This is a genomic window from Actinomadura rupiterrae (assembly GCF_024172125.1).
Taxonomy (GTDB): Bacteria; Actinomycetota; Actinomycetes; order Streptosporangiales; family Streptosporangiaceae; genus Spirillospora; species Spirillospora rupiterrae.
The window spans coordinates 259,997-285,397 of sequence record NZ_JAMZEA010000013.1 but is presented as its reverse complement, the minus strand read 5'-3'; the positions used below and the strand labels follow the sequence as shown (position 1 = coordinate 285,397).

Genomic DNA, 25,401 nt, shown 5'->3' with positions numbered 1-25,401 from the left:
AGTACGTCTTCGGCGGGGAGGTCAGACCGGGTTGTGGTCGGCGGCCGACGGCGGGCGCCAGCGCAGCAGCCGTCCCTCGACCATGGTCAGCAGCCACTCGGCGAGCAGCGCCAGCACCGTGATGATGATCATTCCGGCGTAGATGCCGGCCGCGTCGAAGGTGCCCTGCGCGTGGTTGATCAGCAGGCCGAGGCCCTTGTCGGCGCCGCTGTACTCGCCGACCACCGCGCCGATGATCGCGAAGCCGAACGCCGAGTGCAGCGAGGCCAGGATCCAGGACGTCGCGGACGGCACGACCACCGTGCGCAGCACGGCCCAGCGGCCCGCGCCGAGGATCCGCGCGTTGTTGACCAGGTTGCGGTCCACCTCGCGGGCGCCCTGGAAGGCGTTGAAGAACACCGCGAAGAACACCAGCACGAACGCGGTGGCGACCTTGGACTGCATGCCGAGCCCGAACCAGATCACGAACAGCGAGGCCAGGATGATGCGCGGGATGGCGTTGGCGGCCTTGATGAACGGCGCGCACACGTCCGACAGGAAGCGGCTGCGGCCGAGCACCACGCCCAGCACGACGCCGCCGAGCGAGCCGAGGACGAAGCCGAGCACGGCCTCGCGCAGGGTGTAGGAGATCTGCTCCCAGATCGAGCCCTGCGAGGTGCCGTTGGAGAACCAGTCGACCAGGCGGTCCCAGATCGCCGAGGGCCGCGAGTAGTAGAACGGGTCGATCCAGTTGCGCGCGGCCAGCTCCCAGGAGCCGAGCCACAGCGCGACCAGCACCAGCCGGACGCCGTAGATCATGACCCGGCGGCGCAGCGCGGCGGCCTTGGCCTGGGCGACGGCCCGCGCCTCCTCCTCCGGCGTGGGCGCCGAGGCGGCGGCAGCGGCGGCAGCGGCAGCGGCAGGCTCGGTCGCGGGGGGCTTGACGTCATGCGGCACGGCCGGCTCCCCTCTCGCGGGTGATCTGGACCTCTTCGCGCAGCGACTCCCACACCTCGCGGTAGATGTCGAGGAACTCCGGGGTCAGCCGGATCTCCTCGGCGTCGCGCGGGCGCTCCAGCGGGACGTCGAAGACGGCCTTGACGGTGGCGGGCCCGGCGGTCATGACGACCACCCGGTCGGCCAGCACCAGGGCCTCCTCCAGGTCGTGGGTGACGAACACGACGGCGGCGCCGGACCCGGACCACAGCCGCAGCAGCTCGTCCTGCATCAGGCCGCGGGTCTGCACGTCCAGGGCGGAGAACGGCTCGTCCATCAGCAGGACGGACGGCTCGTTGACCAGCGTCTGCGCGAGCGCGACGCGCTTGCGCATGCCGCCGGACAGCTGGTGCGGGTAGTACTTCTCGAACCCGGCCAGGCCGACGCGGGCGACCCACTCGCGGGCCTTCTCGCGCGCCTCGCGCTTGGCGGCGCCGCGGTAGCGGGGGCCGGTGGCGACGTTGTCGAGGACCGAGCGCCAGGGGAGCACGGCGTCGTTCTGGAACATGTAGCCGACGCCGTCGGGGATGCCGGTGACGGGCTCGCCGTGCACCCGGACGGTCCCGGCGGACGCCGGCTCCAGGCCGGACACCAGGGACAGGGTGGTGGACTTGCCGCATCCGGTCGGGCCGACGACCGCGACGAACTCGCCGGGCGCGACGGTCAGGTTCAGGTCGCGCACGGCGGTGTGCAGGCCGGCGCCGGACCGGAAGCGTTTGGTGGCCCCGTGGAGTTCGATCACCGGGGGTTGCTGCTGGGACATGACCGGCAGACTAGGAAGTGACCGGGGTCACGGGAACCCTTGCCCGCGATGCCCGCGCAATTCGCATAACCGCACGTTAAGCCCGTTGCGCGGGTTCTGCACATTTTGCTCGCGAAGGGGTGGGCCGGGGGTAAGTCATCGAGTACTTTGGCGCTGCCATGTCCGATTCCCGCCCCGCTCCTTCCGGCCCCGCTCCTTCCCGTCCCGCTTCCCGCCAGGGCCGCCTGCGCCTGCGCCTCCCGTTCGCCCGCCAAGTGCTGATCCTGCAGATCGCCGTGGTGCTGGTCGTGGGCTGCGCGGGCTACGCCCTGGTGGCCTGGCGCCTGGACGGGGAGCTGCGCGACCAGTTCGGCCAGCGGGCCCTCACCCTGGCCCGCAGCGTGGCCGCCGACCCCGACGTCGGCCGGGCGGTGGTCGCGGGCGATCCCGGCCACGTGGTGCAGGACCGCGCCGAGCGGGTCCGGCGGCGGGCCGGGGCCCTGTTCGTGGTGGTCACCGACCGGCGCGGCATCCGCTACTCGCACCCGACCGAGGCGCTGCTCGGGCAGAAGGTCAGCACCGACCCGTCCGCGCCGCTGGCCGGGCGCGAGGTGGTCCGGTTCGAGCGCGGCACGCTCGGGCTGTCGGTGCGCGGCAAGGTGCCGCTGTACGATCCGGCCGGTCCCGAGCGGGCCGGACGCGTCGTCGGCGAGGTCAGCGTCGGCTTCGACGCCGGGGCGATCGACCGCGAGCTGGACGACGCGCTGAGCGGGCTGAGCGCGTTCGTCGCCGGGGCGCTGCTACTCGGCGTGCTGGCGTCGGCGGCGATCGGGGTCCGGCTGCGCCGCCAGACCCTCGGCCTGGAGCCCTACGAGCTGGTCGAGCTGGTGCACGAGCGGGAGGCGGTGCTGCACGGCGTCGGTGAGGGCGTGGTCGCGGTGGACGCCGCGGGCCGCGTCGCGGTCTGCAACGCCGAGGCGGCCCGGCTGCTGGGTACCCGTCCCGAGCACGGCGTCCCGGCCGACGAGCTGGACGTCCCGGGCCCGCTGCGGGCGGTGCTGGCCGGGCGCAGCCCCGCCACCGACCTGTTCGTCACGGCGGGGGAGCGGGTGCTGGTGGTGAACCGGCGCGAGGTGCGGCGCCGGAACCGGGACCTCGGCGCGGTGGTCACCCTGCGCGACCGCACCGACGTGGAGACCCTGGCCCGCGAGCTGGACTCGGTCCGGACGCTGTTCGACGCCCTGCGGGCCCAGCGGCACGAGTACGCCAACCGGCTGCACACCCTGTCGGGGCTGCTGCACCTAGGCCACCACGAGGAGGCCGCCGGGTACCTGGCGACGCTGGTGACCGACGCGTCCGGCGCCCCGGCCGCCGCCGAGCCGCTGCCCGCCGATCCGGTGTTCGACCCCTACCTTCAGGCGTTCCTGTCGGCGAAGACGGCGGTCGCGGCCGAGCGCGGCGTCCGCCTGGACGTGGGTCCCGGCAGCTTCGTCCCCGGCAAGATCACCGACCCGCTGGACGTCACGACCGTCGTCGGCAACCTGGTCGACAACGCCGTCGAGGCCGCGCGGCAGGGCGAGCGGCGGCCCGCGTGGGTGGAGGTCGAGCTGCTCGGCGACGGCCCGGACCTGCACGTCACCGTCGCCGACTCCGGCGCGGGCGTCCCGCCGGAGCTGCGCGGGGAGATCTTCCGCGACGGGGTGACCACCCGCGAGCCCGAAGGCGGCCGGGCCCGCGGCCTGGGCCTCGGGCTTGCCCGCCGCACTGCCCGCGCCCGCGGCGGCGACGTCACCTTCGCCGACCAGCCCGCCGGGACGGGCGACGCACCGGAGCGGACGGGGGCGGTCGTGGTCGCGCGGCTGCCCGGCGTCCTGGGGAAGGAAGCCGATCATGAGTGACCAGGACCTCCGCGTGCTCGTGGTGGACGACGACTTCCGGGTGGCGCAGGTGCACGCCGGGTTCGTCGCCTCGGTGGACGGCTTCCAGGTGTGCGGGACCGCGCACAGCGCCGCCCGCGCCCGCGAGCTGGCCGTCGAGCTCGACCCGGACCTGGTCCTGCTCGACGTCTACCTGCCCGACGCGTCCGGGCTGACCCTGCTCCCGGAGCTGGACGCCGACGTGATCATGGCGACGGCCGCCGCCGACCCGGCCTCGGTGCGCGCGGCGCTCGGCCGGGGCGCGCTGCACTACCTGGTCAAACCGTTCACCGCCGAGGCCCTGGTCGCGCGGCTGGTCGGTTATGCCCGCTACCGGCGCGCGCTCGCCGGACCGGACGAGCTGACCCAGGACGCGGTGGACGCGGCGCTGCGCGAGCTGCACGCGCCGCTCGCCGCAGCCGGTGCCGCCCGTCCGTCCGGCCGCACGCCGGTCACCGCGCAGCTGGTCGCCGAGGCGCTGCGCCGCGCGGGCGTGCCGCGCTCGGCGGCCGAGGTCGCCGAGGACGTCGGCATCTCCCGCGCCACCGCGCAGCGCTACCTGGCGAGCCTGGCCCAGCGCGGCCGCGTCCACGTGGCCCTGCGCTACGGCGCCACCGGCCGCCCTGAACACGAGTACTCCTGGTCACCCCGCTGATCAGCCCCCGTCCGCGGGGCGGGGTGGCGGCTCAACACATGGCAAAGGGTTCGGGGCGGGGCTCGTGGCTGCGCTGCCGGGCGCAGCGCGCGCGGCATGCTGGGGTGGTCGTCCCAGAGTGACGTGATGCGCCGGTCAGGCGCCGAACGCTCGTCCTGACAGGAGATCCGCGTGACGGCTCCCGCCGCCTCCGAAGCCATGCCCGCCGCGTTCCTCGGACACGGCAGCCCCATGAACGCCATCGAGGCCAACCGGTACACCGCCGCGTGGCGGGCGTTCGGCCGGGCCGTCCCGCGTCCGCGCGCGATCCTGGTGGTGTCGGCGCACTGGTTCGTGAACGCGACCGCGGTGACCGTGATGCCCCGGCCGCGCACCATCCACGACTTCTACGGCTTCCCGCAGGAGCTCTTCGACGTCCGCTACCCCGCGCCGGGCCTGCCGGAGCTGGTCGAGGAGGTCAGCGAGGCCGTCGAGCCGACCTGGGTGGGGGCCGACGCCGACAGCTGGGGCCTGGACCACGGCACCTGGTCGGTGCTCGTGCACGCCTTCCCGCACGCCGACATCCCCGTGGTGCAGCTCAGCATCGACGCCGGCAAGCCGCTGGCCTACCACTTCGAGCTCGGCGCCAAGCTCGCCGCGCTCCGCGAGACGGGCGTGCTGATCCTGGGCAGCGGCAACGTCGTGCACAACCTCGGCGGCCTGGACTGGGACCGGCCCGACAGCGGTTTCTCCTGGGCGGAGCGGTTCGACGACAGCGCTCAGCAGGTGATGCGCGACGATCCCGCCGACTGCCTGCGCCTGCAAAGCCACCAGGACTTCACTCTCGCGGTCCCGACGCCGGACCACTTCATCCCGCTGCTCTACCTGTCCGGGCTGGCGGCGGCGTCCGGTCAGGGCACCGACGTCCTCATCGACGGCTACACCTACGGCGCGATCTCCATGACCGCCTACACGCTCGGCGTGAAGTGTCCTGATGTGGCAGGCGGCGCAGGAGCCGCCGCGGAACTGCCCGACGGCGTCCCGGCCGATGCGACCAACACCTGACGCGCCGAGCCCTTCCGCGGCCGGTCAGGAGGTGGCGGGGGCGGAGATCTCCTGGTCGCCGCGGTAGAGGCGGGCGACGATCTCCTCGATGCCGGTCTCGCGCAGGGCGATGTCGCGGACCTCGTGCCGGGCGGCGAGCGCGGCGACGACGGACGCGGCATTCGCGCCGTCCGGCAGGCGCAGCGTCTGGCGCGGGCCCTCCACGGTGATGACCGGTACGCCGTCCAGGTCGATCGGCGGCGCCGGCGCGGCCAGCTCGACCACCAGCTGGCGATCGGCGCCCGCCGCGCGGCGCAGCGCGCCCAGGTCCCCGTCGAACGCGGCCCGCCCGTGGTCGATGATCATCACGCGCCGGCAGAGCCGCTCGATGTCGCCGAGGTCGTGCGTGGTGAGCAGGATCGTGGTGCCGCGCTCGGCGTTGAGCCGGGCCAGGAACCCGCGCACGGTCGCCTTGCTCACCACGTCCAGGCCGATCGTCGGCTCGTCGAGCACCAGCAGCTCGGGGTCGTGCAGCAGCGCGGCGGCCAGGTCGCCGCGCATCCGCTGGCCGAGGCTGAGCTGCCGGACCGGGGTGGCGAGGAACGGCTCCAGCTCCAGCAGCGCGGTCAGCTCGTCCAGCCGCGTCCGGTAGGCGCGCTCCTCCACCCGGTAGAGCCGCCGCACGAGGGTCAGGCTGTCGCGCAGCGGCAGGTCCCACCAGAGCGTGGTGCGCTGCCCGAACACCACGCCGATCCGGCGGGCGAGCGCGGTCCGGGCGCGGGACGGGTCGAGCCCGGCGACCCGGACCCGTCCCGAGGTGGGGGTGAGGATGCCGGTGAGCATCTTGATCGTGGTGCTCTTGCCCGCGCCGTTCGGGCCGAGGTAGCCGAGGAACTCGCCGCGCTCGACGGAGAAGGACACCCCGTCCACCGCGCGGACCACCGTGCGCTCGCGGCGCAGCCGCCGCCCGGTCCGCCGCCGCAGGGTGAAGGTCTTGGTCACGTCCGTCATCTCGATCATGCGGTTCCCTCTCAGTTCCCCGTCGAGCGGTAGTGGCGCAGGCCCCCGCGCCACGCCACCGCCGCCACCGCGCACACCACCGCGCCGACGACCGGCGAGGCGAACCTCGTCCAGCCCGGCAGGTTCAGCGGGTCGGGCCGTCCGAGCACGTAGAGCGCGGGTTCCCAGTTCACGAACGCCAGCGGGACGACGAAGGTCACCCCGCGCACGAAGTCGCGCGCGAACACCGTCATCGGGTACTGGGTCAGCGTCGCGCCGCCGTAGGTGAGCGCCTTGGTCGCGCCGTGGCTGTTCAGCAGGACGAACTGGACCGCCGCGCACAGCACCCAGACCCCGCCGAAGATCACCGTCCCGGAGGCCAGCATCAGCGGGACCATCGCGACCCGGCCGGGCGTCCAGGCCACGCCCAGGCGGGGTATGGCGAGGGCCAGGACCAGCACGGGCGGGACGATCCGTCCGAACCGGCGCGGGGTGAAGTCCTCGGTCGCGATCTGGATCAGCGGGCTCACCGGGCGGACGAGCAGCGCGTCCAGCGTCCCTTCGCGCACGTGCTCGCCGAGCCGCTCGGTCGTGCCGAGCAGGATGTCCGACACCGAGAACGCCAGCGCGGAGGTGCCATAGAGGAAGAGCACCTCGGCGGCGCTGAACCCGGCGATCCGCGGCGTCCGGCTGAACAGCACCATGATCCCCGCGACGTCCAGCCCGGCGGTGAGGGCGGTGCCGAGCGCGAGCAACGTGATCGACACCGGGTACTGCGCGGCCGCGCGGATCCACGTCCAGGCCAGCAGGCAGTAGGTCGACACGGCCCGCGTCCCGCGCGCGGCAATACCCGGTGCGGTGTCGGCGCTAGCCACCTTGGGCCTCCAGCCTGCGCTCGGCCGCGCGGGTCAGCACCCGTCCCGCGGCGAGCAGCCCCGCCGCCCACGCGGCCTGGAACCCCAGCGCCGCCGCGAGCCCGCCGCCGGTCCGGTGCCCGAGGTACACGTCGGCGGGCACCTGCACCAGCCCCGACCAGGGCAGCGCCCGCGCCACGTCGCCGATCCCGCCGGGGAACGCCACCAGCGGCACGATCATCCCGGAGAGGAACAGCGACAGCACCAGCGCCACCGCCTGGATGCCGCGCTCGTCGTGCAGCCAGAACATCGCCAGCGTGACCAGGTAGCGCAGCGCGAAGCTCAGCAGGACGGCCAGCACGACCGACACCGCGAACGCCGCCGCCGCGCCCGGCCCGGGCCAGTGCAGCGTGAACAGCAGCCCGCCGACCAGCATCGGCGGCACCCCGCGCAGCAGCAGCGTGGAGGTCGCGCGGCCGATGTCGTCGGCGAGCCACCACGCCTGCAGGTCGACCGGGCGGTGCAGGTCGATCGCCACGTCGCCGGTGCGGATGCGCTGTCCCAGCTCCATGCCGCCGAAGATCTGGACGGGCCCGATCAGCGCCTGGGTGAGGAACGAGAAGGTCACCGCGTCCGCCGCGTCGTAGCCGCCCAGCCCGGGACGGGCGTGCCAGAGCGCGAGCAGGACCGAGGCGCGCATGACCCCGAAGAAGGTGTTGGTGACGGCCTCTGCCATCGAGCCGAGGGGATAGGCGGAGTAGCGGCGCAGTGCGTACCAGGAGACCCACGGAATGACGCCCACTCGCCAAGAGCCTAGAACGGCCGCCCCGGACCTTCCATGGGTTTTCACCCCGCGCGCGACCGCGACCCGCGCGCGACCGCGACCGCGCGCGCGGCCGCGACCGCGCGCGCGACCGCGACCCGGTAGTCCACCACCATCACGGTGCGGAGGCAATCGTTTAGGTGGAGAGCCTAATCGATTGCGCCTTTCTTGATCGCAGAACACGATGGCGAGGCATCTGTGATGCGCGACTGTACGTGCGCGGCTTCGCCCGGCTACTTCCCGAGCCCGGCCGGACGGCAGCGCGACAGGTCGGCAACCGTCGCACTAACCAAGGAGTGGCCATGCGAAAGAGCATCAAAGCGTTGATCATGATCGCCTCGATCGGTGCCGCCGGCGCTGTCACGGTGCCGGCCCACGCCGACACCGTGCTTTCCCAGGTCACCACACCTTCAGGCTGCGCAGCCGTGCTCGTCCAGCAGAGCGCCCACCAGGCCTACGCGGAGTTCCGCAACTCCCGCACGTCCGAATGCGACGGCTATTTCAACCAGCACAACATCCAGAACGACGGTTGGCTGACTTGGGATTTCCCCTTGCAGCCGCATTACACGGACATATGGGTGTGGTCCAAGCCGCTCTACTTCAATGACGGCATCCACGAGGTCTCCGCCTGCGTGTATGACGTGAAGGCCAGCATCTACTCCTGCGCCAGGCCCTGACCTCGATGTCGCGTGATGTTGGCCGGGTCGCTTGGCGACCCGGCCAACGCTGCTTTCCGGTGGGCTGGTCGGGGGCCGGTCAGGCCGTTACGGGAGCGGGGGCTTGCCGGTGGAGTAGATCCAGGTCTGGAAGAAGGACGTCAGGTCCTGGCCGGAGACCTGGTTCGCCAGGGCGACGAACTGCTCGGTGTTGCCGTTGCCGTACTTGTGCTGGGTGGCCCAGGTGCGCAGCAGCGTGAAGAACTTCTCGTCGCCGATCTTCTCGCGCAGCAGCTGCAGCACGGTCGCGCCGCCGCTGTAGACGCGGTCGTTGAACATCGTGTCGCGCTGCGGGTCCGCGATCTTCACCGACCAGTACGGGTTGCCCGCCGGGTCCGGGAAGGCGTGGCTGTTGTAGACGGTGCGCACCCGGTCGTGGACGGTCGCGCCGCCGTGCTTCTCGCCCCAGTAGAAGTGCGACCAGGTCGCGAAGCTCTCGTTCAGCCAGATGTCCTTCCAGCGCGCCACCGAGACGCTGTCGCCGAACCACTGGTGCGACAGCTCGTGCGCGATGGTCGAGGTGCTCCGGACGGCCGAGTAGACCGGCTTGCTCTGCGTCTCCAGCGAGAAGCCGAGAGGCTGCCCCTGGTAGACCGCGTTGTCGGCGATCGCGCCGGTGGTCTCGAACGGGTACGGCCCGTAGAGCGAGGACCAGAGGTCGGTGGCCTCGGCGGTGGTGTCGGTGAAGAACTGCACCGCGTTCGGCTGGCTGGTCTCCAGGACGGGGTCGACCGCGACGTAGTTGGGCAGCCCGCCGGGCGTGGTCGACTGCTTGACGTCCCACTTGCCGATGTCGATGGTCGCGAGGTAGCTGGCCATCGGCTTGTGCTCGCGCCACTTGAACGTGGTGGCCTTGGTCGCGGCCAGGCGGCGGCTGAACGAGGCCGTCACGTCGCGCCTGCCCTCGGGCAGGCCGTTGGCGACGACGTCCAGGCCCTTCGGCACGGTCACCGTGTAGTCGTAGGTGGCCTTGTCGCTGGGGTGGTCGTTGACCGGGAACCAGGTGGACGCGGCGTTCGGCTCGTCGCCGATGAACGCGCCGTCCGGGGTCTGCAGGAAGCCGTAGGGCGAGCCGAACACGATCGGCGAGCCGACGATCGTCTGCGGAACTCCGCCGTAGGTCACCGAGACGCGGAACGTGGAGCCCTTCCACAACCCGCGGTGCGGGGTGATCTTCAGCTCCTGGCCGCGCCGCTTCCAGGTGGCGTGGTGTCCGTTCACCACGACCTTCGACACATCCATGCCGGACAGGTCGAGGTCGAAGGACGACAGGTTCTGGGTCGCGCGCGCGGTCATCGTGACCGTGCCGTCCAGTTGGCCGTACTGCGGATCGTAGGAGACGTTCAGTGAGTAGTGCTGGGCGTCGTAGCCGCCGTTCCCCTCCAAGGGGAAGTAGGAGTCGCCCACGCCCTCGGCGCCGGGGGTGAACCGGGCGTGGGAGGAGGCGGAGGCGGCGGGCGCGAACGCCACCGCGGTGACGGCGGCCAGCGCCAGCGGAAGCAGGCGGCCGGGAGTGCGGACGGAGCGGACGAGGCGGGAGGAGCGCCTGGCCATCGGGGGTGATCCTCTCCCTGGGGGACGGGGTGAAGATCACTTTGCCCCCGGAAGGGACGAAAGTCGATAGATGCGCCCGGATTGGGACATGGCGGAAGTCGGCCGCCACAGCGGACGCGGTGTTCAGGGGGACGCGGCGGGCGCGGGAGGCGGATCCCGGCGGAGGGGAAGGGGCGCGGGAACGGCAGAAAGCCCCTCCGGGTGTAGGACGGAGGGGCCTTCGCCGCGGGACGGCCGTGGGGGCGACCACGGCCGGTGGGCCGTCAGGTGAAGCCTGGGCCGGCGCCCCGGCGAGGGCCCGGACGGGCCGGGCCGGGGCGCGGCGTGCGGCTTAGTGGAACTGCGCCTCTTCGGTGGAGCCCTTCAGCGCGGTGGTGGAGGAGTCCGGCGAGATGGCGGTGCTGACCAGGTCGAAGTAGCCGGTGCCCGACTCGCGCTGGTGCTTGACGGCGGAGAAGCCGCGCTCGACCGAGGCGAACTCGCGCTCCTGCAGCTCGACGTAGGCGGTCATGCCCTCGCGGGCGTAGCCGTAGGCCAGGTCGAACATGCCGTGGTTGAGGGCGTGGAAGCCGGCCAGCGTGATGAACTGGAACTTGAAGCCCATGTGGCCGAGCTCGCGCTGGAACTTGGCGATGGTCGCGTCGTCCAGGTGCGCCTTCCAGTTGAAGGACGGCGAGCAGTTGTAGGCGAGCATCTGGTCGGGGTACTCGGCCTTGACCGCCTCGGCGAACTTGCGGGCCTGCTCCAGGTCCGGGGTGCCGGTCTCCATCCAGATGAGGTCGGAGTAGGGCGCGTAGGCCTTGGCGCGGGCGATGCACGGCTCGATGCCGTTGCGCACGTGGTAGAAGCCCTCGGCGGTGCGCTCACCGGTGATGAACTCGCGGTCGCGCTCGTCCACGTCCGTCGTGATCAGGGTCGCGGCCTCGGCGTCGGTCCGCGCGATGATCAGGGACGGCACGCCGGCGATGTCGGCGGCGAGGCGGGCGGTGTTGAGCGTCTTGACGTGCTGCGAGGTCGGGATGAGGACCTTGCCGCCCAGGTGGCCGCACTTCTTCTCGGAGGCCAGCTGGTCCTCCCAGTGCACGCCCGCGGCACCGGCCGCGATCATGCCCTTCATCAGCTCGAAGGCGTTCAGCACGCCGCCGAAGCCGGCCTCGGCGTCGGCGACGATCGGGGCGAGGTAGTGCACGTCGCCCGAGCCCTCGCTCCACTGCACCTGGTCGGCGCGCAGCAGCGCGTTGTTGATCCGGCGGACCACGGCCGGGACCGAGTTGGCCGGGTAGATGCTCTGGTCGGGGTAGGTCTGGCCGGCCAGGTTGGCGTCGGCGGCGACCTGCCAGCCCGACAGGTAGATGGCCTTGAGGCCGGCCTTCACCTGCTGGACGGCCTGCATGCCGGTGAGCGCGCCGAGGGAGTGGACGTAGTCCTCCTCGTGCAGCAGCTTCCACAGGCGCTCGGCGCCGAGGCGGGCGAGAGTGTGCTCCTCCTGCACCGACCCGCGCAGCTTGATGACATCCTCGGCCGTGTAGGTCCGCTCGATGCCCTTCCACCGCTCGTCGGTGCTCCACTGCCGCCGCAGCTCGTCCGCTGCGCCCTTGAGGCGACCTTCGGTCATCGTCTTGCCCTTCGATCGGCCCGGAACGGAACGGACCTGAACGAGAAGTGCCGTCCGGACCGTCCCGGGGATGTCGTCCCCTGGGTGCTTGCCATGACTATGCCCCGGGTTCGGGCGCTAAATGAACTGGTGAGTAATGAAACTTCTGCGTATTTTTCGCTAGCATGAAGCCGTGACGACCTTGCGGCCAGAAGAACCCCTTAACTTGACGAGTGACGTAGATCTCGTCACGTTCGGCCAGCGGCTCCGCCATCTGCGGCGCAGCCGCGGGATGACGCTCGCCGACCTCGGCGACCGGGTCGGCCGCGCGCCGTCCCAGCTGTCGCTGCTGGAGAACGGCCGGCGCGAGCCGAAGCTGTCGCTGCTCCAGGCGCTGGCGAACGCGCTGCAGGTGCCGGTGGAGGAGCTGCTGCGCCGGCAGCCGCCGTCCCGCCGCGCCCAGCTGGAGATCCAGCTGGAGGAGGCGCAGCGCGACCCGGTCTACCGCTCGCTCGGGCTGCCGCACCTGAAGGTCGGCAAGCGGATGCCGAACGAGATCATCGAGCACATCCTCGCGCTGTACGGGGAGCTGCGGCGCTCGCACACCAAGCCGACCGCCAGCCCGGAGGAGGCCCGCAAGGCCAACGCCGGGCTGCGCCGCCAGATGCACGAGCGCGGCAACTACTTCGGCGAGATCGAGCGGGTCGCCGCCCAGACGCTGGACGCGGTCGGCTACCGCAGCGGCGCGGTCTCCCAGGGCATGCTGATGGGCCTGGTCGGGCACTTCGGGTTCAGCCTCCAGTACGTCCGCGACCTGCCGAGATCGGTCCGGTCGATCACCGACCTGCGGAACCGGCGGATCTACTTGGAGCGCGAGCAGCTGGGCATGCACACCCCGCGCACGATCCTGCTGCAGACCCTCGGCCACATCGCGCTCGACCACGACCAGCCGCGCGACTTCGCCGACTTCCTGCGGCAGCGGGTGGAGGCCAACTACTTCGGCGCGGCGATCCTGATGCCCGAGCGGGCGGTGGTGCCGTACCTGACCGAGGCCAAGCAGGCGCGCGAGCTGTCGGTGGAGGACCTGGCGGACGTGTTCTCGGTGTCCTACGAGATGGCCGCGCACCGGTTCACCAACATGGCCACCCACCACCTGGACCTGCAGCTGCACTTCACCAAGAACGACGAGAACGGCACGATCTACAAGGCCTACGCCAACGACGGCCTGCTGTTCCCCCAGGACGAGGACGGCGCGATCGAGGGCCAGCGGATGTGCCGCGAGTGGGCCGGGCGGCACGTGTTCGGCGCGGCGGACCGGTTCTCGGTCTACTACCAGTACACCGACACCCCCAAGGGGACGTACTGGTGCCTGTCGCACATCGACCCCTCGCACGAGCGCGACTTCGCCATCACCCTCGGGGTGAGGTTCGAGGACTCGCGCTGGTTCCGCGGCCGGGAGACCACCAACCGGGTGAAGTCGTCCTGCCCGGACGGCGACTGCTGCCAGCGTCCGCCGCGCGAGCTGGCCGAACGCTGGGAGGGGATGGCCTGGCCGTCCGCCCGCGCGCACTCCCACGTGCTGTCGGTGCTGCCGCCCGGCGCGTTCCCCGGCGTGGACGAGGCGGACGTGTACGCGTTCCTTGACAAGCACGCCGCCGAATAAGCGTTCCGGAAGCGCAGAAACGCCCGTCAGAGGCCTGGTACAAGGGTCTCGACGGGCGTTTCGGCTGTGACCCCGGACACGTGTTACCCGCGGTAACTCCGCGAGGTGCTACCGTGGGTAACAGGTGATATTGGAGGAAGGGTCAATAACGATGTCCGACACCGAGGCGACGCCGTTCTCGCTGGATCTGAGCGAGGACGTCTCCGAGGTCAAGAGCTGGGTGCACGAGTTCGCCCGCGACGTCATCCGCCCCGCCGCCGAGGAGTGGGACGAGCGCGAGGAGACCCCCTGGCCGATCATCCAGGAGGCGGCCAAGGTCGGCCTGTACTCCCTGGACTTCTTCGCCACCCAGTGGCTGGAGCCGACCGGGCTCGGCATCCCGGTCGCGTTCGAGGAGCTGTTCTGGGGCGACGCGGGCATCGCGCTGTCCATCGTCGGCACCGGCCTGGCCGCCGCGTCCGTCGCGGCGACCGGCACGCCCGAGCAGATCGCCGAGTGGGTCCCGCAGATGTTCGGCACCGCCGACGACGTCAAGCTCGGCGCGTTCTGCGCCTCCGAGCCCGACGCCGGCTCCGACGTCGGCTCGATCCGGGCCCGCGCCGTCTTCGACGAGGCCAAGAACGAGTGGGTGCTGAACGGCACCAAGACCTGGGCCACCAACGGCGGCATCGCCGACGTGCACGTGGTCGTGGCCTCGGTCTACCCCGACCTCGGCAGCCGCGGCCAGGCCAGCTTCATCGTCCCGCCGAACACCCCCGGCCTGAAGCAGGGCCAGAAGTTCAAGAAGCACGGCATCCGCGCCTCGCACACCGCCGAGGTCATCCTCGACAACGTGCGCGTGCCCGCCGAGCTCATCGTGGGCGGCAAGGAGAAGTTCGACGCCCGCATCGCGCGCGTGCGCGAGGGCAAGAGCGCCAAGGGCCAGGCCGCGATGAAGACCTTCGAGACCACGCGTCCCACCGTGGGCGCGATGGCCATCGGCGTCGCCCGCGCGGGCTACGACTACGCCCTGCAGTACGCCACCGAGCGCGAGCAGTTCGGCCGCAAGATCGGCGACTTCCAGGCCATCGCGTTCAAGCTGGCCGACATGAAGTGCCAGGTCGACGCCGCCCGCCTGATGGTCTGGCGGGCCGCCTGGATGGCCCGCAACGGCAAGGAGTTCACCAGCGCCGAGGGCTCGATGGCCAAGCTCATGGCCTCCGAGGCCGCCGTCCGCGTCACCGAGGAGGCCATCCAGATCCTCGGCGGCAACGGCTACACCCGCGAGTACCCGGTCGAGCGCATGCACCGCGACAGCAAGATCTTCACGATCTTCGAGGGGACCAGCGAGATCCAGCGCCTGGTCATCGGCCGCACCGTAACCGGCCTCCCCGTCCGCTAGCGGACGATCCGGGCGGTCCACCGCCCTTCGCATGTCCCCCGGCCTGCCGCAGCGGTCCAGGGCCCCTGGAACGGGGGTCCTGGACCCGCGAGCCTGCGGAGGCGCGCTTGGCCGCCGGTCAGAACGAGCGGGTGTGGTGGCGGGAGCGGAACTCGGCGAGGAGTTCGTCGGTGATTTCGGCTCCCGCTGCTACCGCGGCGTGCACCTCGCGGAAGTAGCCCTCGTAGCCGGCGGGTGTGTACAGGCACAGGGCGCGGACGGGGGCGTCGCCCGCGTTGCGGAAGCCGTGGGCGGTGCCGCGCAGCGCGGCCAGCAGGGCCCCGGGTCCGGCCTCCACCTCGCCGTCGCCGGTGTGCAGGGTGAGCGTGCCGTCCAGGACGTAGAAGTACTCGTCGTGCCGCTCGTGGACGTGCGGGCGCGCGCCGACGGTGCCCGGTTCGAGGCGGAACTCCTCGAAGGCGAACCGCCCGCCCGTCTGCTCCCCGGTCAGCCGGAACAGGTGCGCGACCCCGGCCACGTCGATCAGTTCACCTTCGCCGGGCATGCTCAGCAGCGCCCGCTCGTTCGTGTCAGCCATGGAAGGGATCATGATCGTTCGTGATGCCGCCCGTCCACCCGGGAGCGGCGGGGGCGGCCGGCCGGCGTGCCGCGGGACGGTGCGGTCAGCCGTAGCCGATGCCCCACTCGTCACCGACCGGGCGCGCCATCGGCAGCGTGCTGGGGTCCTTGGTGGCCGGGGCCGGACGGCGGCCCGGGCGCAGGAAGTCGCCCTCCTGGCTGCCCGAGCGGAGCAGCAGGTCGCGCTCCTCGCTCTCCCAGACGAGCGGCTCGCCGGTGAGCGGCGCGACCTTGACCACCGTCAGCGAGCCCTCGACGCTGGGGGTCTCGGCGCCGCTGCGCACCTCGAACTCGTAGCTGAGCGAGGTGCGGCCGAGCTTGGCCACCCGCAGCCGCGTCTCGACCACCTCGTGCCGCCACAGCCGGCTGCGGTAGCTGGCGTTGTAGTTGACCCGCGGCATGACGGGCAGGTGGTCCAGGCCGATCCGGTGCAGGAGCGTCTGCTCGGCCGACTCGACCCACCGGATCACGGTCGAGTGGTGGTAGTGCCCGGTGACGTCGGTATCGCACAGTTCGACGCGCTGCAGCACGCTGACGCTGGACGGTTCCCCCGGCATGGTTGGTTCACCTCGTGATTCGGCAGGCGCAGTGGTTGGGCGGACACGGTGACGCGGTGGTTCGGCAGACGCTCGGGACGCGGCGAGCGGAGGGGTCACCACGAAAACTACGGCCCGCCGGGCACGCAGAGCAAGGAGTCGATCACCCAATGTTTCGTGTGTCGCGGACGCGGGTACCGGTCACCGGCCCGCCGCGCGGTTCCGGCCGGGCCGGGTGCCGTAGGGTGAGCGCACGATGACCAGCGTGAACGGGACGGCCGCCGGTGCCGCGGGACGGGGCGCGGGGCGCGACCCGGACCGCCGCCGCGCGCTGCTGGAGGCCGCCGACCGGGTGATCCAGCGGGAGGGGCCCGAGGCGTCGATGGCCGCCATCGCCGCCGAGGCCGGGATCAGCAAGCCGATCCTGTACCGCCATTTCGGCGACAAGAGCGGCCTGTACCAGGCGCTGGCCGAGCGGCACGCGCGCAAACTGATCGAGGGCGTGCGGGTGGAGTTCTCCCGCGCCGCGCCGATCCGCGACCGCACCCGCCGCACCATCGACACCTACCTGGCGATGGTGTCGGCGAACCTGAACCTGTACCGGTTCCTGATGCACCGGGCCAGCGCCGAGGACGCCGCGACGCACAGCGCGATGAGCACGATGATCCGCGAGCTGGGGCGGGCGCTGGCCGAGGTGATGGTCGCCGAGGCCGAGGTGGACGACCCGGTCCGCGCGCACGTGTGGGCGCACGCGGTCATCGGCATGGTGCAGACGGCGGGCGACTGGTGGCTCGACCACACCGCCGAGGTGTCCCGCGAGGCGGTGGTGGACAACCTGGTCGACCTCGTCCTCGGCGGGCTGCCCGCCGCGTCCGGAATGCCCGAGCTGTTCCGGGACTGACCCCGTTCCGGGACCGACTCTGTTCCGGGGCTGACCCTGTTCCCGGGCTGGCTGCTGTGGCTCAGGTCACCTTGAAGGGCCGGGGTGTCCTGCTCAGGATGGCGGCATGGAGCTTGAGCGGCTGGCCGGGCCCCTGGGCGAGGTTCTGGCGGAGCGGTTCGGGCCCGGCACGCGGGTGCGGGGGCTGCGCCGGGGAGGCGGCGGGGCGTCCCGCGTGACGTGCGGGTTCGAGGCGGTCGCGGCGGACGGCGCGGTGGTGCCGCTGATCCTGCGGCTGGGCACGCCCGGTGCGTCCGCGAGCGGGCCGCTGACGCGGGAGGCGGCGCTGATCCGGGCCGCGTCGCGCGCCGGGGTGCCCGGGCCGGAGGTGATCGCGGCGGGCGGCGAGGACGGACCGCTCGGCGTGGAGTTCGTTGTCATGGAACGGGTCGAGGGCGAGACGATCCCGCGCCGGATCCTGCGCGACCCGGCGCTCGCGGGCGTCCGGCCGGAGCTGGCCGCGCGGTGCGGGGAGATCCTGGCGGCGGTGCACCGCGTCCCGGTCGGCGAGGTGCCCGGCCTGGACGGCGGGGACCAGCTGGACGCCTGGCGCGAGGTGCTGGCCGCGTCGCCGCAGCCCTACCCGGCGCTGGAGTTCGCGCTGCGGTGGCTCGACCGGAACCGCCCGCCCGCGCGGCGGCCGGTGGTGGTGCACGGCGACTTCCGCAACGGCAACCTGATCATCGGCCCGGACGGGGTGCGGGCCGTCCTGGACTGGGAGCTGGCGCACCTCGGCGACCCGCTGGAGGACCTGGGCTGGCTGTGCGTGAAGGCGTGGCGGTTCGGGTCGGACGAGCCGGTCGGCGGGTTCGGCGGCTATGACGATCTTGTGGCGGCCTACGAGCGCGCGGGCGGCGGGCCGGTGGACCGGGACGCGCTGCGCTGGTGGGAGATGTTCGGCACGGCCCGCTGGGGGATCATCTGCGTCATGCAGGCCGGACGGCATCTGGCGGGGGCGGAGCGCTCGGTGGAGCTGGCCGCGCTCGGCCGCCGCGTCGCCGAGAACGAGTGGGACCTGCTGCAGATGCTCCCAGGAGGCTCAGCGTGATCCGGTCAGGTGGGCGTAGACGATGAGGTTGTCGCGGTAGGAGTGCTGCTCGCGGTTGTAGGAGCCGCCGCAGGTGATCAGGCGGAGGCCCGCGTACCGGACGTCCCCGTAGACCCGGCTGCGCGGGAAGTCCCACTTCGGGACCTGCTCCACGGCGTCCACGGTGAACAGCGCCGTCCGGCCGTCGGAGCGCGCGACCTTCACCGTCGCGCCCGCCTTCACCTTGTGCAGCTTGTAGAAGACGGCCGGACCGTCCTGGTCGTCGTAGTGGCCCAGCAGCACGGACGAGCCGCGCATGCCGGGCGCGGGTCCGCCCCGGTACCAGCCGACGCGTTCGGCGACCTTGAACGGCGGCACCTCGACCGTGCCGTCCTCGTTCTGCCCGACGGGCATCACCGACGCGCGGACGCCCGCGTCCGGGATCTCGATCCGCTCGGGCGTCGCGGCGCCCAGTTCCGAGCCGTCCGGGATGCTCCACAGCGCGCGCGGGCCGCCGAGGTCGCGGTAGTGCGCGGTCTCGGCGGGCAGGTGCAGGCCGTGGCCGATCGCCACCGCGCCGAGGACGGCCAGCCCCCCGGCGAACAGGTACCCGCGGTTGGCCATGAGCTGGTCGGCGGGCGGGTCAGGCGTGGGTCCGGGTGGCGCGCGCCCGCATCAGGGCGGCCCCGCCGATCCCGGCGGCTCCGGCGAGCATCCCGAGGCCGAGGCCGGTCCAGGGCACGTCCGGACCCTGCGTCCCGCCGCCGCCGGTCATCGCGCCGCCGTGCGGGCGGGTCTCGCCGTCGCGGCCCTTGCCCTGCCCGATGGTGAACGAGCCGCTCTGGGAGTAGTTGGACGTGATGCACTTGGCGGTGATCGTGTACCGGCCGTCCCTGGTCCGGATCGGCTTGGCCGACACGCTGAACCAGCCGTCGTTCACCACCCCCTTGCCGCGCACCGCGCCGGAGAGCGTGACGTACCGGTCGGTGGTCTGGCAGCCGCCGGACACGGTGACCGTCTGGCCGGGCCGCACGACGTTCGGCGACACGTCCAGGTCGTCGGCCAGGGCCGGGCCGCCGCAGCAGACGGCGCCGGCGGCGCAGCCGGCGAGGACGGCCGAACAGGCGACGGCGTTGCGCGCGGACACGATACGCACGGTTCCCCCCGAAACATGTGATGACACGGAGTGATGACACGTTCACGACGGGTCTTCCCGGGTCTGGGGGAGATCAAGGGGGGATCGACGATTTCTTTACCGAGTGCCCCGGCCGGCATGACCGGCCGGGGCACCCGCCCTTGCCCGGGCTGAGGGGCGGCTACTGGATCAGCCGCCACGCGGTGGGGGAGAGGTCCGGGGCCAGGCCGCTGCTCGGCCGCAGCGCCCGGAACAGCTCACCCTGGTAGTTGACCAGCGCGCCCTGCTGGTAGGAGCCGGCGGGCTGCCAGTTCGGCACGCCGACCGGGGAGATCCGGCTGGTGCGCCCGTCCACCGCGCGGGTGCGGGTGAGCGCGGACGCGCCGACCGCCACCGGCCCGCTGTAGGGCCGCCAGTGGACGCCGTCGGTGGAGTACTCGATCGCCAGTCCCGGGTCGCGGACGTTGGCGCTGAGCGTCCCGCCGTCGATCTTCCCGCCGGGCAGCGGGATGCGGTAGTTCACCCCGGTGCCGGGCAGCCCGACCGGACGGTAGGCCGACAGCAGCGGGAAGGTGACCTGCCCGAGGGTGTTACTGAAGACGTTCCAGGCGGCGGGCATCTGCGCGGTGGTGGGCGTGTCGCGGTTCCAGGCCCGCTCGGCCGCGCCCAGCAGCTTGGGGAACGCCTGGTACTCGCGCAGCTGCGGGGTCATACCGTTCTCGCCGAACAGCTGCGCCTCCATGCCGAGGATGTTCTTGCGGCCCTCGGGCGTCAGCTTCTGCCAGGACGGGCTGGGCGTGATCGGGTTGCCCCAGCGGTCCTCGGTCGCGTTGGCGTACACATCGAACGGCTGGTAGGTGAACGTCGACTTCTCGTCCACGAACTCGGCCCAGTAGTAGCCCGGCTCGTTCGGGTCCTTGTTGTAGGCCAGGTCCATGTACAGGTTCGTGGCGTGCGCCAGGATGACCGGCGTGCCCTGGTTGGCGAACCGGTAGGCCCAGTCCTCGCGTCCCCAGCCCCAGACGTTCTGCCAGGGCAGCGGGGTGAAGCCGGTGAGCTTGAAGTCCTTGGTCGGGTCGGTGATGTCCTCCCAGCCGGAGGTCTGCGGCGCGGCGGTGTGCGCGATGGCGTTCCACTTGGTGAAGAACAGGTTCTTCAGCGCGTCGCCGTCCTTGCCCGCGGTCTCGGGGTTGGACTTGCAGGCGGGCGAGCCGGACCACCAGGCGTCGGGCGCGCCGGGCGGCTCGTCCCCGCCGAGGCTGATGCGGTTGAGCGGGGTGCCCGCCGCCGCGTACATCTTCTTGACCTCGCCGACGACCTTGGTGAGGAACCGGTAGGTGCCGGGCAGGCACGGGTTGGCCATGTTGTCGGTGTAGCCCTGCACGCTGACGTGCTTGGACGTGTCGTTCGGGTCGAGCATCCGGTACGTCGCGTCGCCGGAGTCCTTGTAGCGGCGCTCCATCGACTGGACGGCCGCGCGCGCGTGCGCCGGGAAGTCGAACTCGGGGATGACGTCGATGTGCCGGGCGTTGGCGTAGCGCAGGATGCCCTCGAACTCGGCGGTGGAGAAGGAGCCGCTGCCCTTGCCGACGAAGTTCAGCACGTCCGGCTCGAACCCCTGGTAGGCGGGCGGGCGGCCGAGGTTGGCCTGCGTCTGGTTGCGGGCCTTGCCGGCGATGCCGTCGCCGCCGCCCAGGTCGTTCACCGAGCCCATGCCCTCGTGCAGGGCCTTGGTCTCGCCGGGGTCGAAGGCGCGGTGCGCGCCGAACCCGGTCAGCTCGGGCAGCCCCGGGATCTGCAGCCGCCAGCCCTCGTCGTCGGTGAGGTGCAGGTGCAGCTTGTTCAGCTTGGTGAACGACATCAGGTCCAGGAACTTCTGGATGGTCTGCGGGCTCTCGAAGTGGCGGCCCACGTCGATGTCCAGCCCGCGGTAGGAGAACAGCGGCGCGTCGGCGATGGCCGCGCGCGGCACCCGAACCGCGCCGCCGCCGTGCCCGGCCGCCGCGTCCTGGTAGGACTTGGCGGGGACGAGCTGGCGCAGCGTCTGGACGCCGTGCAGCACCCCGGCGGGGTCGGTCCCGACGATCTGCACGCCGGACGCCCCGGTGGTCAGCGTGTAGCCCTCGGCGTCCGGCTTGCCGTCGTGGTCGACGTCCAGCTTGGGGTCGGTGCGCAGGGTGATCGGCGCGCCCTTGGCGCGGGTCAGGTCGCCCAGCGCCGACCGCAGGTACCCGGCCTCGCCGCGCAGGTTCCCCGGCGCGCGCACGTCCGAGCCGCCGCCGATGGGGACCGTCCCGCCGGACGCGGTGGCCGACAGCGGCTGCGGCAGGATGCTCTGCTTCAGGCTCAGCGAGATCTTCGTCTGGGTGTTGTCGGCGTAGCGGCGCGCGGCGTCCTGCACCGGCCGGTTGTCGCCGCTGAACGCCTTGGTCTGCTTGGGGTCGGTGGGGTCCTGGAGCGCCCTGGCGGGCAGCCAGTGCGGCGTGCCGCCGTCGTAGGAGATGCTCCATCCGGCCGGGGCGTCGGTCTTCTGCAGCGCCCACAGCTCCATGTTGAAGTCGATCTGGCGGCGCTCGCCGGGCTTGACCGGGGTGAACGCCGAGGTCGGGCGCAGCACGTAGAAGTCGCCGCTCTGCGCCCTGTCGGCGCGCGCGACGGTGAGGCCCTGGTCGGCGAGCTGCTTGCGGCCGATGTCGCCGGTCGTTCCGGACAGCACGGCCGCGGGCTGCCGGACGGAGGTGAAGTACATCGCCCAGCCGGACGATCCGAGCCCGCATCTGCGGTCGCGGTCGTCCAGGGTGAGGCGGGCGCGGAAGTAGACGGCGTCGGTGACGGTGTGGTCCACCGGCTGGAACGTCATCCGGAGGGCGCGCGGGTCCGGGCGGCAGGCGGCGGACGCGGGCGCGGACGCGAGCACCGCCGCCCCGGCGGCCGTCATCGCGGCGACCGGGACGAGCACCGCCATCCGGGGCGGTCTTCTCAATGCAGGCTGCGGCATGGACAGGAAAGTAACCTGTTTATTTGCCGGGGCTTCGCGATCTCCGCGCGCCTGATCCGGCCACCGGGAAACCCGCAGGCCCCGCACCCCGTCCGCATCCGGCCACGCGCGGCCGGACGCCGCGGGCCCGGCGGTCCGGGTAACGGGAACCGCCGGGCCCGTGTGGGTTCGGGGGAGGGGCCGGTCAGCCGAGGGGGCGCGGGGCGCCCTTGGCGCCGGCGCCGCTGCCCCAGCTCAGGACCTGGTACTTCACGCCCTCCAGGTGGCCGGCGGAGCTGCCGGTGTCGTACTTGGAGGCGGGCTTGGAGCCGTCCAGCAGGTGCCGGAAGGTGTAGGTGTCGAGGTCGAGCATGACGCCGCGGTGCGAGGGCTCGCCCGGCCCGCGGTCGCCGACGAAGCCGGTGACGCTGCGGCCCTTGTAGCTGACCTTGACCTTGGTGTTCAGCGGCCAGCTGGGGCTCGCGAACAGGCCCGGCTGCATGGGCTTGCCGCTGGCGGGCTGGCCGGTGTCGCCGTTCTCGCCCGAGCCGTCGTCCCAGAAGTAGGACGCGGTGGTCGTCCCGGTCAGGACCGGCTTGACCGCGGGCCCGCTCTTGACCTTCGCCGCGGGCCGGTCCGCCGCCTGGGACGAGGTCTGGTTCGCGACCGCCTTCTCCTCGGAGCCGGGCCCGTGGGTGCCCCCGAGCGCGACGCCGGCGACGAGGAGGCCCGCCAGGGCGGTGCCGATGGTGGCGTTCAGGGCGTTGTCGATGGTTCGCTGCTGCATGGACGTCCTTCGCTCGTTGGTCCGGTCGCCGCGACGGAGGGCGCGGTCGACCAGGCGCGCGGCAAACGGAGGGTGCGGCGCGTGGGGAACGGGATGGGGAGGGGAGGAGGCCGGGGCGCGGCCCCGGATCAGCGGTACTCGGGGTAGCCGTAGCCCGCGATGAGGGAGGTGTCGCGGACCTTGTTCTTGACCGCGTTGCCGGTGTTGCCCTCGATGGTGTCGACGGTGCCGTCGTGGTTGTCCTTGACGACGATCCCGACGTGGTCGATGCCCTCGATGCCGCCGCCGCCCCAGGCGAAGAACGCCACGGCGCCGGGCTTCGGGGTGTGGCCGAAGCGGCCCGCCTTGGCGAACCACTTGGCGTGGTCGACGGTGTAGGCGTCGGCGCCCATGCCCTTGGCGCCGGTGGACTGGCCCAGCCAGGTCACGAACATGTCGCACCAGGACTTGCCCTTATAGATCGCGGGGTTGGAGCCCCCGGCGCGCTGGACGTTGGCCTTGCCCAGCTCGGAGCCGGCGTACCAGTCGTTGAACTTGGTGTTGCCGGAGGCGTCCTCGCGCGTCCCGATCTGGGTGCGCGCCAGGTCGATCACGGCCCTCGCGGTTCCGGCGCTCCGGCCGGCGGCCGCGGCGTCCTTGCCGCCGGAGTCCTTGGCCTTGGCGGCGGTGTGCTGGAGGGTGGCGGCCTGGGCCGGACGCTGGGTCCGGGCCTGGACGGTGTCGGCGTGGGCCGGGGCGGTCAGGGCGGCGAGGCCGAGGGCGCCGGCCAGGGTGAGCGCGCCACCGGTGGTGACGTTGGCGGCCAAGCGCTTGGTGGTGCCGAGACGGCGAGCGGTAGCGGTCATGCGAGGTGATCTCCTGATCTCTTCCAGTCCGCCTACCGGGTTAGCTGTCGGGTTCGGGCGTGGAAGCAGGCCCTACCGCCTACCGCGCATGCGGATCTGGCGGATTCACCCCGTGTTTCGGTGGGTTCCCGGCTCCGCGCGGCTCTGGAACAGCGGCGCGGACTCGGCGGCGGACGGCCCGGATCGGGCGTCCTGCTGACGGAGACGCGATGGCGCCCCCGCCTTCGTCATCCGGGGCTCACCGTCGGTCACAGGGTCACAACACGTTCAAGGCGCCCCATATTTCCCCCTGGTTCCGTAAAATCCCAGGTTGATCTGCAAAGACGTTCAAAACGCCTGCCCCGCAAGGGATGACGGGCATCCGTCCTCACGGGGCAGGCGAACCTCGGATCAGGCGAGCCTCGGGTCAGGCGAGCCTCGGGTCAGGCGAGCCTCGGGTCAGGCGAAGTTCCAGGGGCGCCCTTCGGCGTACTCGCGCAGCAGGCGGCGGGCGGTGGTGGTGACGTGCACCTCGTCCGGGCCGTCGAAGATGCGGCCCGCGCGGGCGTGCCGGTACATCTCGTCCAGCGGGGTGTCGGGGGTGAGGCCCTGCGCGCCGTGCACCTGGATCGCCCGGTCGATCACCGCGTTCAGCATCCGCGCCGCGACCACCTTGATCACGCCGATCTCGACCCGCGCCTGGTCGCCCTGGTCGATGCGGTGCGCGGCGTGCAGGGTCAGCAGCCGCGCCGACTGGATCTCGGCGTAGGAGTCGAATACGTGCTGCTGCATCAGCTGCTTGCCCGCCAGCGGCCCGCCGAACGCGGTTCGGGCGTTCAGCCGCTCGCACATCAGGTCGAAGGCGCGCTGGGCCTGGCCGAGGAAGCGCATGCAGTGGAAGATCCGGCCGGGGCCGAGCCGCTCCTGGGCGATGACGAAGCCGTGGCCGCGCTCGCCGAGCAGGTTCTCGCGCGGCACCCGGACCTCGTCGTACAGCACCTCGCAGTGCCCGCCGTCCAGGCCGAGGACGGGGGTGTCCCGGACGATCGTGTACCCCGGCGTGTCGGTCGGGACGAGGATCATGCTGAACGCGCGGTGCGGCGGCGCGTCCGGCTCGGTGCGGCACATCACCGTCGTGTAGGCGGCGCGGTCGGCGAAGGTGGTGAACCACTTGCGGCCGCGGATCACCCACTCGTCGCCTTCGAGCGTCGCGGCGGTGGTGATCTGCGTCGGGTCCGAGCTGGACACGCCCGGCTCGGTCATCGCGAAGCTGGGGTAGATCTCGGCCTGCACCAGCGGCTTGAGGAACCGCTCGCGCTGCGCCTCGTTGGCGTGCTTGTAGAGCATCAGCGAGTCCTGGAGCGTGAACGTGCCGAGCGCGGCCTGCCCGTACTCGCTGCGTCCCTGCACCTCGTTGACGTAGACGTAGTCCAGGAACGGCAGCCCGCCGCCGCCCAGCTCCTTCGGATGCCCGAGCGCCCACAGACCCTCGGCCTTGGCCTCGCGCTGCAACCGCGCCAGCACTTCGCGGGCCTCCTCGCCGCCGCGCCGCAGCACCGGCTCGGCGGGCTCCACCCGCTCGGTCATGAAGGCGTACACGGCGTCGCGGACCGGACGCACGGACGCGGGAACCTCGAAGCTCATCCGACCACCTCCTAGAAT

Annotated in this window: 23 protein-coding genes and 1 riboswitch; of the genes, 8 read left to right on the top strand and 15 right to left on the bottom strand. The window is 72.1% G+C overall.

Annotation, left to right across the window (positions count from 1 at the left end):
• Nucleotides 1-21 precede the first annotated feature (21 nt).
• On the bottom strand, nucleotides 22-936 hold the full coding sequence (locus tag FHU30_RS38070) for an ABC transporter permease (protein WP_253882423.1): 915 nt from the start codon (nucleotides 934-936) through the stop codon (nucleotides 22-24).
• Nucleotides 926-1,738, bottom strand: a complete 813-nt coding sequence (locus FHU30_RS38065; protein ID WP_253882422.1) for an ABC transporter ATP-binding protein — start codon at nucleotides 1,736-1,738, stop codon at nucleotides 926-928. The genes FHU30_RS38070 and FHU30_RS38065 overlap by 11 nt, the downstream gene beginning before the upstream one ends.
• Nucleotides 1,739-1,896: 158 nt before the next feature.
• On the opposite strand from FHU30_RS38065, the gene FHU30_RS38060 reads away from it, so the two are divergent.
• The 3 genes from FHU30_RS38060 (at nucleotide 1,897) to ygiD (ending at nucleotide 5,332) form a co-directional block, all read left to right on the top strand.
• Nucleotides 1,897-3,615, top strand: a complete 1,719-nt coding sequence (locus tag FHU30_RS38060; RefSeq protein ID WP_253882421.1) for a sensor histidine kinase — start codon at nucleotides 1,897-1,899, stop codon at nucleotides 3,613-3,615.
• Nucleotides 3,608-4,288 carry a response regulator gene (locus FHU30_RS38055; protein WP_253882420.1) on the top strand — a complete coding sequence of 227 codons (681 nt, stop codon included), beginning with the start codon at nucleotides 3,608-3,610 and terminating at the stop codon, nucleotides 4,286-4,288. Before FHU30_RS38060 ends, FHU30_RS38055 begins: the two co-directional genes overlap by 8 nt.
• Before the next feature lie 171 nt (nucleotides 4,289-4,459).
• Entirely contained in the window at nucleotides 4,460-5,332 is an 873-nt protein-coding gene (ygiD, locus tag FHU30_RS38050; protein ID WP_253882419.1) for a 4,5-DOPA-extradiol-dioxygenase, read from the top strand.
• 24 nt (nucleotides 5,333-5,356) lie between these two features.
• Here ygiD and FHU30_RS38045 read toward each other — a convergent pair whose 3' ends face one another.
• Genes FHU30_RS38045 through FHU30_RS38035 form a run of 3 tightly spaced genes read right to left on the bottom strand, consistent with a single transcriptional unit; the run spans nucleotide 5,357 to nucleotide 7,966 of the window.
• Nucleotides 5,357-6,331: an ABC transporter ATP-binding protein gene (locus FHU30_RS38045; RefSeq protein ID WP_253882418.1), complete on the bottom strand. Its 975-nt coding sequence runs from the start codon at nucleotides 6,329-6,331 to the stop codon at nucleotides 5,357-5,359.
• A gap of 11 nt (nucleotides 6,332-6,342) precedes the next feature.
• Nucleotides 6,343-7,185: an ABC transporter permease gene (locus tag FHU30_RS38040; protein WP_253882417.1), complete on the bottom strand. Its 843-nt coding sequence runs from the start codon at nucleotides 7,183-7,185 to the stop codon at nucleotides 6,343-6,345.
• Complete coding sequence (locus FHU30_RS38035) at nucleotides 7,178-7,966, bottom strand: ABC transporter permease (RefSeq protein WP_253882416.1); 789 nt, start codon at nucleotides 7,964-7,966, stop codon at nucleotides 7,178-7,180. Before FHU30_RS38035 ends, FHU30_RS38040 begins: the two co-directional genes overlap by 8 nt.
• A gap of 323 nt (nucleotides 7,967-8,289) precedes the next feature.
• Between FHU30_RS38035 and FHU30_RS38030 the strand changes: the two genes are divergently transcribed.
• Nucleotides 8,290-8,664, top strand: coding sequence for a hypothetical protein (locus tag FHU30_RS38030; protein ID WP_253882415.1), 375 nt, complete (start codon nucleotides 8,290-8,292; stop codon nucleotides 8,662-8,664).
• 87 nt (nucleotides 8,665-8,751) lie between these two features.
• Here the strand turns inward: FHU30_RS38030 and FHU30_RS38025 are convergent, their stop codons facing one another.
• Nucleotides 8,752-10,257: a M1 family metallopeptidase gene (locus FHU30_RS38025; RefSeq protein ID WP_253882414.1), complete on the bottom strand. Its 1,506-nt coding sequence runs from the start codon at nucleotides 10,255-10,257 to the stop codon at nucleotides 8,752-8,754.
• A 331-nt stretch (nucleotides 10,258-10,588) separates the two neighbouring features.
• Nucleotides 10,589-11,872 (bottom strand): isocitrate lyase, encoded by a 1,284-nt coding sequence (gene aceA / locus FHU30_RS38020; protein WP_253882413.1) that lies wholly within the window; start codon nucleotides 11,870-11,872, stop codon nucleotides 10,589-10,591.
• Nucleotides 11,873-12,077: 205 nt separating this feature from the next.
• Here aceA and FHU30_RS38015 point away from each other — a divergent pair, with 205 nt between their 5' ends.
• Together FHU30_RS38015 and FHU30_RS38010 are read left to right on the top strand one after the other, a co-directional pair.
• Nucleotides 12,078-13,514, top strand: a complete 1,437-nt coding sequence (locus FHU30_RS38015; protein ID WP_253882412.1) for a helix-turn-helix domain-containing protein — start codon at nucleotides 12,078-12,080, stop codon at nucleotides 13,512-13,514.
• Between the two features lie 151 nt (nucleotides 13,515-13,665).
• Nucleotides 13,666-14,895, top strand: a complete 1,230-nt coding sequence (locus tag FHU30_RS38010; RefSeq protein WP_253882411.1) for an acyl-CoA dehydrogenase family protein — start codon at nucleotides 13,666-13,668, stop codon at nucleotides 14,893-14,895.
• 118 nt (nucleotides 14,896-15,013) lie between these two features.
• Here FHU30_RS38010 and FHU30_RS38005 read toward each other — a convergent pair whose 3' ends face one another.
• Both FHU30_RS38005 and FHU30_RS38000 read right to left on the bottom strand, forming a co-directional pair.
• Nucleotides 15,014-15,472: a cupin domain-containing protein gene (locus FHU30_RS38005; RefSeq protein ID WP_253882410.1), complete on the bottom strand. Its 459-nt coding sequence runs from the start codon at nucleotides 15,470-15,472 to the stop codon at nucleotides 15,014-15,016.
• Between the two features lie 85 nt (nucleotides 15,473-15,557).
• On the bottom strand, nucleotides 15,558-16,070 hold the full coding sequence (locus FHU30_RS38000; RefSeq protein ID WP_253882409.1) for an acyl-CoA thioesterase: 513 nt from the start codon (nucleotides 16,068-16,070) through the stop codon (nucleotides 15,558-15,560).
• Between the two features lie 235 nt (nucleotides 16,071-16,305).
• On the opposite strand from FHU30_RS38000, the gene FHU30_RS37995 reads away from it, so the two are divergent.
• Complete coding sequence (locus tag FHU30_RS37995; protein ID WP_253882408.1) at nucleotides 16,306-16,950, top strand: TetR family transcriptional regulator; 645 nt, start codon at nucleotides 16,306-16,308, stop codon at nucleotides 16,948-16,950.
• A 106-nt stretch (nucleotides 16,951-17,056) separates the two neighbouring features.
• Nucleotides 17,057-18,037, top strand: a complete 981-nt coding sequence (locus FHU30_RS37990; protein WP_253882407.1) for a phosphotransferase family protein — start codon at nucleotides 17,057-17,059, stop codon at nucleotides 18,035-18,037.
• Here FHU30_RS37990 and FHU30_RS37985 read toward each other — a convergent pair.
• The 6 genes from FHU30_RS37985 to FHU30_RS37960 all read right to left on the bottom strand — a co-directional run bounded on the left by FHU30_RS37985 (nucleotide 18,029) and on the right by FHU30_RS37960 (nucleotide 25,383).
• The gene (locus FHU30_RS37985; protein ID WP_253882406.1) at nucleotides 18,029-18,640 is read right to left on the bottom strand and encodes a class F sortase; all 612 of its coding nucleotides are present in this window, start codon (nucleotides 18,638-18,640) and stop codon (nucleotides 18,029-18,031) included. The genes FHU30_RS37990 and FHU30_RS37985 overlap by 9 nt on opposite strands.
• 19 nt (nucleotides 18,641-18,659) lie before the next feature.
• Nucleotides 18,660-19,163 (bottom strand): hypothetical protein, encoded by a 504-nt coding sequence (locus tag FHU30_RS37980; protein WP_253882405.1) that lies wholly within the window; start codon nucleotides 19,161-19,163, stop codon nucleotides 18,660-18,662.
• A gap of 169 nt (nucleotides 19,164-19,332) precedes the next feature.
• A complete protein-coding gene (locus tag FHU30_RS37975; RefSeq protein ID WP_253882404.1) occupies nucleotides 19,333-22,149 on the bottom strand; it encodes a family 20 glycosylhydrolase in 2,817 nt (938 codons plus the stop codon).
• A 184-nt stretch (nucleotides 22,150-22,333) separates the two neighbouring features.
• A complete protein-coding gene (locus tag FHU30_RS37970; RefSeq protein WP_253882403.1) occupies nucleotides 22,334-22,915 on the bottom strand; it encodes an RlpA-like double-psi beta-barrel domain-containing protein in 582 nt (193 codons plus the stop codon).
• A gap of 128 nt (nucleotides 22,916-23,043) precedes the next feature.
• On the bottom strand, nucleotides 23,044-23,760 hold the full coding sequence (locus tag FHU30_RS37965) for a CHAP domain-containing protein (RefSeq protein ID WP_253882402.1): 717 nt from the start codon (nucleotides 23,758-23,760) through the stop codon (nucleotides 23,044-23,046).
• Between the two features lie 14 nt (nucleotides 23,761-23,774).
• Nucleotides 23,775-23,939, bottom strand: a riboswitch (cyclic di-AMP (ydaO/yuaA leader).
• Between the two features lie 259 nt (nucleotides 23,940-24,198).
• The gene (locus FHU30_RS37960; RefSeq protein ID WP_253882401.1) at nucleotides 24,199-25,383 is read right to left on the bottom strand and encodes an acyl-CoA dehydrogenase family protein; all 1,185 of its coding nucleotides are present in this window, start codon (nucleotides 25,381-25,383) and stop codon (nucleotides 24,199-24,201) included.
• Nucleotides 25,384-25,401: the final 18 nt, after the last annotated feature.